Genomic DNA, 12,540 nt, shown 5'->3' with positions numbered 1-12,540 from the left:
GCTACTCCGCCCACGCAGCGATCATCGCGTCCGCAGACGCGACGTCTTGCTCACGGTAGCGGGCATTCGCTTGTGCGACAGCCACACTCGCAGCCGTCAGAGCATCGACCAACTGTGCCGCATTCTCGGTCAACTTCGCGAGAATCCCGAGGAGGGCCGCGGTCGCATCACCCGCATCGACCCCCGACGGCGCTGATGTGGCGACGCCGTCGATTTCCGATCCCGCAGCGGCGAGCGTGCTGGCGATTCGGTCCAGGGCATCGCTGTCGACAAAGAGAGTCACCGGGACAGCCCTCGCTGCTCAGCCTCGGGAATGACAACGTCCAGGAGCAGCAAATCGAACGGCTGTGATCTCATGATGAGATCGAGCGACGGTGTCCCCACCACGATCCAGGGTTGGTTGGCACCACAGCACGTATGGAGTCGGTCGAGTGCCGAGTACGCGAGCAGCGCCATTCGACCGTCCCGAGTCCGGCGCAACTCGATCTCTGCCTGCTCAGGATCTGCAACGTTCTGCGCACAAGGCAGATAAACGACCGGCGGAAACTCCGCCGGAATTGGTCTCGAAGCCACACTCTCCCCCCTCTTGAAGCCGAACCGTCACGATGCCCCCATCGGACTCGGCCTCGAAGAGGCTACTCCAAACGAATGGGGCCGGAAGGCCCGAGCCGTGCGGTTCACCCTCGGCGGGGTACTAGCGCTGCGAGAGATTCGCCGGAGGCAGAACCACTCCAGGCCTTCCTCGATTCCTGACGTTCTGTGACGTGGATTCGGGGTGCACTCGATTCACCAACCATCGAAACTGCCGGTCTGCCGCCGAGCCTGTTGGCGCTGGTCGTACGATTCCGTCCGGACGGTCCGCATTTGCGGCCGGCACACCGGCTTCGACCGCCGGTGGCGTGCAGGGCGTGGGAGAGGCCAATGAGTTCGCTGGAGCAAGGTGTTGTCATGGAGTCCGACGGGCTCGAGGTCCGTCTACTCGGGCAGCCGGCGGTGAACCTGGCGTTGGCTCACAACGGGGTCCCGTTGATCAGTGAACTCTCGGTGACCAATACGTCCGGACAGCCCATGACCGACGTGACCGTCACCGTGCAACTACACGGCAACGGTCGTGAACTCGCACCGGCATGGTCGCGTACCCACGACGGCGTCCTGGAGGCGGAAGCCGAGGTGTCGTGGAGCGACTTCGCCGCTTTCATGCCGCCGGTCGACTATCTCAAGGGCCTGAACGAGAGCCATCCTGCTTCGATCACCGTGACCGTCACTCGACTGTGGGCGGACAAAGCGGAACTGGCCACGCCCATCCGAGTCCTTGCCCATAACGAGTGGTACAACGCACCGATCTACTACGAGGCCCTCGGAGCCTTCGTCCAACCCAACACGCGGGCCGTCCTGTCCGTCCTCGACGGGGCGTCGGAGATCCTGGGCCGCAACACCGATAGCGCAGCGATCGACGGCTACCAGGGTGGACCCGAGCGTGCCGCGCAGATCGCAGCGGCCGTGTACGAGTCGCTTCGGTCGCGGCGCATCCGATACATCGAGCCGCCCGCGTCGTTCGAACGCACCGGCCAAAAGGTGCGGACCACCTCCCAGGTCCTCGAGGACCGGTTCGGCACCTGCATCGACCTCGCAGTCGCCTATGCGGCATGCATGGAAGCTGCCGGGCTTCATCCCCTCGTCTGGCTCGTGAAGGGCCACGCGTTCGCGGGCTTCCTTCGCGACGACAACGCCAAGATCGTCCGAGCCACACTGACAGAGCAGAACGCCCTCGTGAACCTCGTCGAGTCCGGCATTGCCGTCCCGGTCGAGGCCATCTACTACCGCGACACACCCGACGGAAACTTTGCCGCCGCCGTGGCCGCGGGCCGCCGCCACTTCGCACAGCCGGAGAACCTGCGCGGCGTCGTGAGTATCAGTGGCGCCCGACGGGACGGCCTCACACCGCTTCCCAGTTCCGACGAAGTTGTGTTCGAGCGTTCGGACGAGCCGATCCCGCTCGCCGACAGCGTGCTTGAACTGCCGGATCATCTCAAGGCGCGTGATACCGATGCCGATACCGTCCTCGACACCGCCGACAATGCTCCCGCCCGGGTACGCAAGTGGAAGAGGTCGCTGCTCGATCTCAGCACCAGGAACCGTCTGCTGAATCTGCGGCGCTCGGCGCAGGTGGTCGACCTGCACATCCCGAAGTCGGGGCTGCCGGTGCTCGACGACATCATCCATGCCGGCAAGTCGATCACGATGCTCCCTCACGACGAGCTGTCGTCGATTCACCAGTTGCAGGGCGCACGGCTCGCCGCCGAGCTCGACGCAGAGCTGCTGCGCGACGGCCTGTCCGCCGATCACACGGTGTATGCGGCCGTGTCCCGCGACCTCTACGTTCGACGATTCAAAGAGCTGGCCCGCACCGCACGGACCCTGTTCGAGGAGACCGGCAGCTCCAATCTCTACCTGACGCTGGGCGCACTGATCCATCACACGTCGAGTGGAGCGGAGGCGAGAGCCCCGCTGTTCCTGCTGCCGGTGAAGATCGTCGGCGGAACCGGACGCAGCCCGTACCAGATTGTCGTCGATGCAACGGAAGTCGCGACCCCGAACTACTGTCTGGTCGAATGGCTTCGGCTCAAGCACAACGTGTCGATCGACGCCCTCGAGACTCCGAAGCTCGACGACAGCGGTCTTGACATCGACCATGCCCTGCAGGGCATTCGAGCGGCACTGGTCGACAACAAGATCGACCTGCGTATCGACGAGGTCGCGACGGTCTCGATCTGCCAGTTCGGCACCTTCGGGATGTGGAAGGACCTCAGCGAGCACTGGGATGTCCTCGAGCAGAGTCCCATCGTCCGACACCTGACCCATCACGCCGGGCAGTCGTTCGTCGACCCGCAGGCCGCCGACGGGCTCGAGCTCGGCGACATCGTCGTGAACGAAGCGGATGTGGCCGTCCCGATCCCGGCCGACGGATCCCAGTTGCATGCGGTCGTGGCCGCGGCGCAGGGCCGCACGTTCGTCCTCGAGGGGCCGCCCGGCACCGGCAAGTCGCAGACGATCACGAACCTGATCGCGCATGCCCTCGACATCGGCAAGACGGTGCTGTTCGTCGCCGAGAAGCAGGCGGCACTCGACGTCGTGAAGAAGCGGCTGGGCCGCGTGGGGCTGGGCGAGTTCACCCTCGACCTGCACGGGAAGAATCAGAGCCCCAACGCGATCCGCGAGCAACTCCGCACCGCGATCGACCATACTGTTCGCTACAACGAGCACAGCTGGACCGCGAAGCACGCCGACTTCCGGACCCGCCACGCCCCGTTGGAGGACTACCCCGCGAAGATCCACGGCCGCAACGGCTTCGACCAGTCGCTGTGGGTGTCGTACGACGATCTGCTCAACGTCGGCGACGGCGTCACGGCGCCCATCCCGACCGCGTTCGTCGCGTCACCTCCGGTTGCCCGCAAGGTGCTGGAGGAGGCTCTCACCCAGTTCTCGCGGCTGGGTCGGTCTCTGCCGATCCAGGAGGGCAGTCCGTGGTCGATCGTCGGCCGTCTGTCCGAGACCGCAGATGAAGCGCACCTGGTTTCCATCGCGGACCGCCTGGCCGCAGCCCTGAACGCCGTCCGGGCACATCCGCGAGTGCGGTCGCTACTCGAACGTCTCGACGACCCCGCTGACATCGCCGTCGTTCGTGAGCCCGCGGCGCGGCAACTCGGACGGCCGGTCCCGGACGCGCAGATCCTCGCGTGGGTGCGCGGGCAACAGTTCGCCGAGGAACGCGACGCCCTCCAGGCGGAGATTCGACGCCTCCACGAGTACTGCGCACCTCTGTTGTCGACGTTCAATCCGATGTTCGTCGAGGCCGGCGACATCACGGCCTTCGTGGCCGAGGCGGAGAACGCCGGCAAGGGCATCTTCGGCAAGAAGAAGAAGGCCGAGCAGTTCCAGCGGAGCATCGAACCGTTCGCCGTTCCGGGCGCGGATCTGTCGCCGGACCGCGTGCTGCCGTTGCTGCGCGCGATTCCGGGAGCCCGCGAGCATGTGGCCCGCATCCGTGACCTGGTCCGGCACCTCATCGGCCCGTTCGCGCCCGCGGCCTGGAACCCGTTGGCGCCGAACAGTGCCGCCGAGCTGGCGCCGGTGCTCGAGTACCTCACTGCGACCGTCGCGTTCGTCGACTCCAACCCGGCCGTGTGGCAGCTGCTCGAATCGAACGGCTTCCCCACTGCCGACGAGATCGCCCTGCTCGACGAAGTCTCGGCAGCGTGGGAGGGCTGGAACGACAGCCTCGGCGCCGACGACGAGTCGTCGACCCGGTGGCGCAACGGTGCGCATTGGCTCGACGCCGGGGAACGCGACAGCGCCGCGTGGGTCGACGAGGCCAGGAACGGCGCTTCCCGCAGGTTCCTGACGTGGTCTCGCCTGTCGGGCTTCCTCGATCCGCTGCGTCAGGCCGGGCTCACCGAGTTCGTCGACGATCTGCTGACCGGACGCATCTCAGCGATGGACGCGCCGAATGCCTTCATCCGCGGCGTGGCACACGCATCGATCCACGAGCGACGCCGTGCCACCGGTCTCGCCGATTTCGACACCGCATTGCGCGACGGCGAGGTGGACGACTTCATCGCGGCCGCGGACGTCCTGCGCGCTGAGCAGGTCCGTGCCCTGCCGGCAGCACTGCTGGCACGACGCCCGTTCCAGGCCGGCGCTCTGCGCGGCGACGTCGGTGAACTGCGCCGACTGCTCGACCGTAAGCGCGGCGGCGCCACGTTCCGTCAATTGATGGCCCGCTATGGGGAGCACATCCTTGCCGCGGCGCCGTGTGTGTTCGTCAGCCCCGGCTCGCTGGCGCAGTTCATTCCACCCGGTTCCGCCACCTTCGACCTCGTCGTCTTCGACGAGGCGTCCCAGGTCACCGTCGCCCAGGCGATCGGTGCGCTCGGACGCGGCCGATCGGCCGTGATCGTCGGCGATTCGCAACAGATGCCTCCCACATCGTTCGGCCAGACCTCCACCTCTGACGACGATGAGGAGGACGAGGACGGCTTGCTCGCTCCCGAGGATGCGGAGAGCATCCTCACCGAGTGCGTCGATTCGGGCGTCCCGCGGCTCTGGCTGTCGTGGCACTACCGCAGCCAGGACGAGTCGCTGATCAACTTCTCCAACCGGCACTACTACGAGGGCCGTCTTGCGAGCCTGCCCTCCCCCGGCGGGGATGTCACTGCCGGCGTCGAATGGCGGCGCGTCGAGGGGCACTTCAACCGCGAGAACAAGAAACGCGAGTTCCGCACCAACCGCGTGGAGGCGGAGGCGATCGTCGCCGAGATCCGCTCGCGGTTGGCGACTCCGCACCTCGCCGGGCAGAGCATCGGTGTCGTCACGTTCAACACCCAGCAGCGCACGCTGGTGCAGGATCTGCTCGACGAATGCGACGACCCGCTGGTTCGCGAACAGCTTCGGCCGGACGCGGAGGAAGGCATCTTCGTCAAGAACCTCGAGAACGTGCAGGGCGACGAGCGTGACGTGATCCTGTTCAGCACGGCGTTCTCGAAGAAGCCGGGAGACCCGAAGCTGCCGTTGAATTTCGGGCCGCTGGGCCGGTCCGGCGGGGAGAAGCGATTCAACGTCGCGATCACCCGGGCCCGCCGGAAGGTCGTGATCATCACGTCGTTCGATCCGGCCGATATCGACCTGGACCGCACCAACTCGGTCGGCTTGAAGCACCTGCGCGGCTATCTCGAGCTTGCCGCCGACGGTGCGGCCTCCGATCGGGCCGCGACCACTGACGACACAGATGCCATCCAGGATTCCGTGTGTGCCGCGCTCCGCAATCGCGGCTACGAGGTGGAGGCGAACTACGGCCTCTCCGAGTTCGTCCTCGACATCGTCGTGCGCGAGCCGGGTTGCGAGCGCTGGCAGGTCGCCCTGCTGCTGGACGGACCACGTTGGGCCGACCGCGCGACGGTTGCCGACCGGGACTCCACCCCGCAACTCCTCGAGGCGATCATGAACTGGGGATCGTCACTGCGGGTGTGGCTTCCGGACTGGATCGACACACCCGAGAAGGTGCTCGAGCGCGTCGATGCGGCGGTCGCCGTTGCACGCGAGAGGCAGGAGCGCTTCCAGGCTCAACTGGACGCGGCAGCCGCGAAGCGGGCCGCCGAAATCGCCGAGCTCGAGGCACGAGGCATCATCGAAGACGACGAGGAGGAGACCTCGGAGGACGTTGAACTGTCCTGGGGATCTGCCTCGGCCGAGTCGGACGAGACTGACGATGATGCATTCCCCGCGCTGATCGCTTCTACCACGACGCCGGTTCCGGTCTCGGCCGTCGACGTCGCAAGTATGAACGCCCCCACAGCGACGGGACGGGACTGGCACGGCCGAGGAGTCGAGTACCAGTGCGCACCGACCACCGCGATCGGTGACCGCGAGGATCTCGACCGCCTGACGTCCCCGTCCGTACGGTCGCGGATCACTGCGGCCGTTCGTGAGACGGTGGAGATCGAGGGCCCGATCGAACTAGATCGCCTCGCGCGAGATGTGGGACGCCGCTTCGGATTCGACCGTGTTCCGGCGGCCCGCAAGAGTTTCGTCATCGAGTGCGTGCCGGCCGAGCTGGTGCACGCCACTCCGCTGGGGAGCTTCGTGTGGCCGCGTGAGATCGACCGGGCCGAGTGGCGCGGATACCGCACCACTCCCGAAAGCGTCACCCGCTCGCTGGGCGACATCGCGTCGGAGGAGATCGTCAACGCGATGAACGCGGTGTGCCGGGGGCGCGAACTCGAGGTCGAACCACTGATGCGCGAGACGATGGCTGTCTTCAATCAGACTCGGCTGACCGGGCCGAGCCGAGACCGCCTCGAAGCGTGCCTCGACCTCGCGCTGAAGAACGGGCTACTGATTCGGAACGGTGAGTGGATTCGCGCTGGAGCGTAGCCGGAGACATATATCCGCCCTTCAAGCCCCAGGCAGACGATCTCGAATATCGTTGCAGCTCTGCACAACTGGGCAAATTGAAGGTGACGTGCGCCCGCACCGGGCATTCTGATGCATCTGCAACGAAACGGACAGGGGGACCCAGTGACAAGCGATGCCGTGAGCTTCACGCCGGTATCACACGACGGTATGATCTGCGAGGTGCGCTCGCCGCTGGGGCTTCTTCTGCGGCTCACCGGGACCATCACGGCTGTCGAACCGACGGTCGAGGGCGACAGCCCGATGACTTCGAACCCGGCGCTGATCCACAACGCCTGGGCGTACGCGAAGAACGAGAAGCTCTTTCGCCGCTTCAAGGATGAGAAGAAGAAGGAAAGTCACCGCAAGCAGGCCGATGCGCACGCGGACGTCGCGGCGGAGATCGCAAAGCTGATCGACGGGATCGGTGACGACACTCGAACTGGCTGGTGCTCGGCGTGTTACGCCCACACCGATCACCGCAAGGTGAAGACCGGACGGATTTCTGTCCCTGCCTACCTGTGTGCAACGTGCGGCGCGCCGACGCTCACTTGCGCGGCTCCGCAGTGCGACAACATGGCGACACGTGGTTCCGGGTCGGTGCGAATCCCAAGGTTCTGCGCTGAGCATCGCCACGAGCTTCCCAGCTTCGAGCGTGCTACCGCCAAGATCGACACGGTCGACGATTACGAGCAGCTCCGCGTGTTCGACAAGAGCAACCTGAGTCGTGGTTCGAAGTACGCGCTGGCCGGTGTGTTCGCCGCCGGCGTGGTCGGGACGGGTGGTCTGATGGCCGCACCGGCGGTCGGCGGCGCTATCGGCACCCTGGTCGGCGGCTACACGGGCGCTGCCGCCACCAGCTATGGGCTGGCCTTGCTCGGTGGCGGCTCGGTGGCTGCCGGCGGGCTCGGCATGGTCGGCGGTACCTATGTCGTCGCCGCGGCCGGAGCCGCGCTGGGAGGCGCGCTGGGAGCCAACATCACCAACGCCTATGTCAGCGAGGACAAATCGTTCGCCATCGAGAAGTTCCGGGACGGGCCCGGTACACCGGTCATCGTGGCGCGGGGGTTCACGACGGAGAAGGACCAGAACTGGAAATCGGCCATGCAGATGGTCGAGGAACGGTACCCGGATTCACCGATCTATCGGCTGCGCTGGGGTAGCAAGGAGCTCGGCAATCTCGCGGCCCTGGCCGTGAAGAACGTGGGCGCGAATCAGGCTCTGGCCGCCGTGGGCGGCGCGGCAGCGAAGGCAGGCAAGATGGCCGCGAAGAAGCTCGCGCCGATCGCACCCGCGCTGTTGATCGGCGACCTCGCCAAGAATCCCTGGCACACGGCGGTGGTCCGCGCGGACCGCACCGGCGTCGCACTCGCCGGGATCCTGGCCCGTACCAAGGTTGCGCGCTACATACTCGTCGGCCACAGCCTCGGCGCCCGCGCGATGATCACAGCAGCGGAGACCCTGGGGACGAGCAAGGATGCCCCGAAGATCGAGGCAATGCACCTCCTCGGCGCCGCAGAGGGCAAGAAGGCCGACTGGCGACCACTCAGCGAGGCGGTGACAGGAACGGTGAACAACTACTACTCGACCAACGACGGAGTCCTCAAGTACATGTACGCCGCGGCGCAGGCCGGAAGCGTCGCCGTCGGCCTGCGCGGATTCGACTGCAAGTACCCGAACGTCAAGGACCGGGATGTCTCTGCGAAGGTCGCCGGCCATTCGGAGTATTTCGACAACGTGAAGCTGGTCTAGTCGACCGACACATACGACGACATTCCGAACTTAGACGAGTTGACCCGAGGGAGCATCGTGGCCGAGTTGGCCTGGCAATGGGACAAGCAGAGCAGTACCTACGGCAATTACGGCAACGCCAACCAGTGGACGGTGAATGCCGGGCTGGCCTCCCTCGCCCGGGAGAGCACGCAGAACACCAACGATGCTCGCTCGGAGGAGAACCCAAGCCTCGTCTACTCGTTCATCCGGCTCAGCGGGCAGGCACGCGCAGACTTCCTGCGCGCCCTGAACTGGTCCGAGGAGCTCGAGCCGCACCTGCGCGCGATGAGCAGCGAGTCGACCGGCGCCGTCACCGCCGGCCACATCAAGACCGGCCTCGAGGCCCTGTCGCACCCGGACCCACTCGTGCTGTTGAAGGTCTCCGACTACGGATGCCGAGGGCTCACCGGACCGGAGTTCTCCGACATCGACTCGGCGGACTTCGGCAACTTCATCAAGTTGTGTCGGCTCGACCTGTTCAGCGGGAAGAACGAGACCTCCGGTGGCAGCTTCGGTCTCGGCAAGGCGGTCTACTGGCGGTTCTCGCGTATCCAGACCGTGCTGTTCAATTCGGTTGTCGCAGAGAGCGACGCGGTCGACGGTCAGACCCGCAACCGGTTGTTCGGTGTCAATCAGGGCGTGGTGCACCGGCTGGGCGAGCAGTCGTACCAGGGGCGAGGCTATTTCGGCGTCGCCGGGACGAAGGGCAACGTCACCTCGACGTGGGCGACCGAGGACCTCGTCGAGACGCTCCACCTGCGCCGCGACGGAAGCCGACCAGGTACCTCGGCGATGATCGTGGGCTTCTACGACCCCGACGAGCCCGAGCGCGGTCACACCGTCGACGGCCTGGTCAAGATGGCCGAGGACCTGCGGGCCGGAATCGAGGAGAGCTTCTGGCCGCTTCTCGCCCGACGGCGACTGCAGGTGCGGATCGAGGTGATCAACGACGGGGTTCGTGAGCTCGACACCGTCGTCGATCCCGAGGACACGTACACGGAACTCGTGCGCGCGCTGCGACGGTTCGACGAGGGTGACCTCGACGAGACGCTCGATAAGACGTATTCGGTTGTCGCGCGGGACATCCCGATCGCGATCGCCAAGCGCAAGTCAGGATCGGGTCACCCGAAGTTCGTACACAACGCGAAACTGGTCGTCACCAAGTCAGACAAGCAGAAGGACCCGCTCGAGAACAAGGTGTGCCTGCTGCGTCAGCCGGAGATGGTCGTCCAGACACTGGACCGGACGTTCGAGAACCACACCTACCACGCGTTTCTGCTTGCCGGTGGCGCGGTCAGCCCGGATTCGTCGTCCGCCGAAGACCGGTGGGCGGACGACTTCCTGCGGTTCGCAGAGCCGCCCGCCCACGACCAGTGGATCCCGAGGGGCGGTCGCAACAAGAGCTCGCAGTCGAGCCTGAGCGCACACTACGTCGCCCCGTGGGTACCGAACCTGCAGGCGATCGAGAAGGACGTCGCCGCGAAGCTGATCGAGTTGTTCGGTGCTCCCCCACCGGCGGACAGCAAGCCGCCGACGGCGGTGTTCAAACACCTCAGCTTCCTGCGCGGCGAGCCCGGGGCCGGCGCGTCCACCGGAACCGCGACCCGCAAACCGGCGGTGGATATCACCGACTGGAAGGTCCTCGACGGCCGCTGGCACCTGACCTTCCGCATCAAGGCCCGTAACCAGCCGGGCGGCTGGGCGCTGAGCCCCGCACTGTACTTCGTCGGTTTGGACGGTCGCGGGCAGGAAGTCGAGTGGGAGGATCTCCACTCGGAGGATGCCAAGGTCGAGGACGGCACCGTGCTCCTGGAGCACCAGGAACGGGGCCGATTCGTTCAGGCAGTGGTGACCGGGGTGTCGACCGCAGACCTGCCCATCCCCGCCGCCGACGCCGCCGTCGACGTCCAGCTTCGAAACGTGACCACCACCCAGTCGAAGGGCGGCACGGCATGAGCGTGCGCTACCCGTGGCCGACCTTCGCCGGCGAATGGTTGTGCGAGATCACCGAAGTCGAGTCCGACCTGCCCGGCACCCTGCCGTCGGTCGACACCGAAACGTTCCGGATGAGCCTCGCGGACGTGGGCGACTGGTCGACGCTGTCCTTCACACTCACCGCACGGACCGACGAGAAACGCCCCACCGGACTCGACGCCGAGCTGAGCGGCTACGCCCTGCTGTCGTGCAGTTCCACCAGCGTCCGGATACCGTTCCCGCTCGCCCCGAGCGGCGCAAGGCCGAACGAGCTACGCGGAACCGTCGACATCTCCCGCGACGACCTGGCGGGCACCGCGACGCTCGTCGCCGAGGTCGCGTCGGACCACGGCGGCACTCCCCGGGTCGTGGGACGCTCGATCCCTTGGACGATCGTCGTCGAACCGGGGGCCGCGCCCGTCAAGCCGGGACAGCCACCCATCTCCCAATCGTGGATCGACTTCGGTGCGTCGGACTCTCCGCTGGTCGCACGACAGAGCCCCGACGCTCCGGCGGTGCTGGATCTGTCCGGCACGCGGCCAATGCTGCTGCTGAACAGTGCGATTCCGGGGTTCCAGGATCTGCTGTCGTCGGAGACGGCGAAACTGGAGCGCCGGCGGACCCGGGAGCTTCTCGGTTCGCAGATCGCGAGGTACACCCTGGCGACGATGTTCCGTGCCGCGGCAGTGGAGATCGCGAGCGAGGACGACGAGCCGTCGCCGCCCTCCGACCCGCTGTTCCGTCAGGTGTGTGAGGCGGTCGCCGATACGATCCCCCACTTCGCATCCGTCGACGAACTGTACCAACGCCTACACGACTCACACGGCAAGCGTGCCGAATCCGCGGAGTTGTGGACCCACATCGACGTCGCGATCGACGTCCTTGCGGGTGTACCGAACACACTGGCGATGGTGACCGAGGAGATCCGCCGTGGCTGACCACGAAACCTTGCGGCGCTACGTCCGCCGCCTCGACCCTGCTACCCGATCGCAGCTCATCGCGGACAACGCGTGGCTCAGCGATTCCGAGAACGTCACCCGGCGCGGCGGAGCGGCGATCGGAATCGATGTCCTCGCAGGCCTCATGGAGGAGTTCTCTGCGCGTCTCGACACGTGGCGTGATCCGTCGACCAGTGACGGATGGTTGGCGCCGCGACTCCACTACGCCCTGCGCCTGACGCGGGCGGAAGCCTCCGATCCCGACGTGTGGGCGTGGCTGGCGGTTCGATTCCACTGGTACGTCGAGTGGCGCTGGGAAGGTCGCAAGGGAATCGTCGAGAACCGTTGGCGCGGAGAGATTCACAAGCAGGCGTTCGCACGACTGTGGTGGGGCGCCGAGTTGTTCCGTAACGGCGCCGACTACGGCCCCGTCGTACGCGCGTTCATCCGCCAGGACCTGCCGAACAGCTATCTCCATCGCCCGCTGGTCCGGTGTCGTTCGCTCGCACTTGCCCTCGTCGACGTGATCTCGCCTGAGGACGGAGAGACGGCGCTATCGGCCGACGACGTCAACGACCTTGCTCGCGTGCTCAACCTCGTCACAGCCGGCTCGCCACCGGAGGTGCGGACGAACTTCCAGCGCGACGATTTTCGCAACCTGCAGACGTGGGTCCGCGGCGGCGCGACGTCGCCGGTCGACTGGCACGAACTACCGGTTGGCCCGCCATGTGCAGACACATCTCTCTTGTCATTAGCCGGTGCGCGAGTCCTTGCTGAGCGCGGGTGGGAGTATGCGCACGCGGCGGCCGAACGGCTAGACACACGATCTGCCCGACGCAGAGCGGCGGCTAGTCATGAGGATGAAGCTAAGCAAAAATCCGTTGTCTAGCTTGCTCAGTCACGAGCA

At 66.2% G+C, this 12,540-nt stretch carries 7 protein-coding genes; 5 read left to right on the top strand and 2 right to left on the bottom strand.

Features of this window, described 5'->3' with window-relative positions; genetic code table 11:
- Position 1: 1 nt before the first annotated feature.
- Both EGT67_RS17670 and EGT67_RS25550 read right to left on the bottom strand, forming a co-directional pair.
- Entirely contained in the window at positions 2-283 is a 282-nt protein-coding gene (locus EGT67_RS17670; RefSeq protein WP_127917394.1) for a hypothetical protein, read from the bottom strand.
- Positions 280-573 carry an SAV_915 family protein gene (locus EGT67_RS25550; RefSeq protein WP_338324866.1) on the bottom strand — a complete coding sequence of 98 codons (294 nt, stop codon included), beginning with the start codon at positions 571-573 and terminating at the stop codon, positions 280-282. Before EGT67_RS25550 ends, EGT67_RS17670 begins: the two co-directional genes overlap by 4 nt.
- Before the next feature lie 375 nt (positions 574-948).
- On the opposite strand from EGT67_RS25550, the gene EGT67_RS17660 reads away from it, so the two are divergent.
- The 5 genes from EGT67_RS17660 to EGT67_RS17640 all read left to right on the top strand — a co-directional run bounded on the left by EGT67_RS17660 (position 949) and on the right by EGT67_RS17640 (position 12,522).
- Entirely contained in the window at positions 949-6,930 is a 5,982-nt protein-coding gene (locus EGT67_RS17660; RefSeq protein WP_241566097.1) for a DUF3320 domain-containing protein, read from the top strand.
- A 144-nt stretch (positions 6,931-7,074) separates the two neighbouring features.
- Entirely contained in the window at positions 7,075-8,700 is a 1,626-nt protein-coding gene (locus EGT67_RS17655; protein ID WP_241566096.1) for a DUF726 domain-containing protein, read from the top strand.
- Positions 8,701-8,757: 57 nt separating this feature from the next.
- Positions 8,758-10,677, top strand: a complete 1,920-nt coding sequence (locus EGT67_RS17650) for a hypothetical protein (RefSeq protein WP_127917392.1) — start codon at positions 8,758-8,760, stop codon at positions 10,675-10,677.
- The gene (locus EGT67_RS17645) at positions 10,674-11,633 is read left to right on the top strand and encodes a hypothetical protein (RefSeq protein ID WP_127917391.1); all 960 of its coding nucleotides are present in this window, start codon (positions 10,674-10,676) and stop codon (positions 11,631-11,633) included. Before EGT67_RS17650 ends, EGT67_RS17645 begins: the two co-directional genes overlap by 4 nt.
- The gene (locus EGT67_RS17640; protein WP_127917390.1) at positions 11,626-12,522 is read left to right on the top strand and encodes a DUF6339 family protein; all 897 of its coding nucleotides are present in this window, start codon (positions 11,626-11,628) and stop codon (positions 12,520-12,522) included. Before EGT67_RS17645 ends, EGT67_RS17640 begins: the two co-directional genes overlap by 8 nt.
- Positions 12,523-12,540: the final 18 nt, after the last annotated feature.

The organism is Prescottella agglutinans, assembly GCF_004011865.1.
Lineage (GTDB): Bacteria > Actinomycetota > Actinomycetes > Mycobacteriales > Mycobacteriaceae > Prescottella > Prescottella agglutinans.
This window is presented reverse-complemented; position numbering and strand designations above follow the sequence as displayed.

What these genes read in the sequence shown, in the direction of transcription:
- EGT67_RS17660 (WP_241566097.1), top strand. Translation starts at nt 949, where the DNA reads ATGGAGTCCGACGGGCTCGAGGTCCGTCTACTCGGGCAGCCGGCGGTG.
- EGT67_RS17645 (WP_127917391.1), top strand. Translation starts at nt 10,674, where the DNA reads ATGAGCGTGCGCTACCCGTGGCCGACCTTCGCCGGCGAATGGTTGTGC.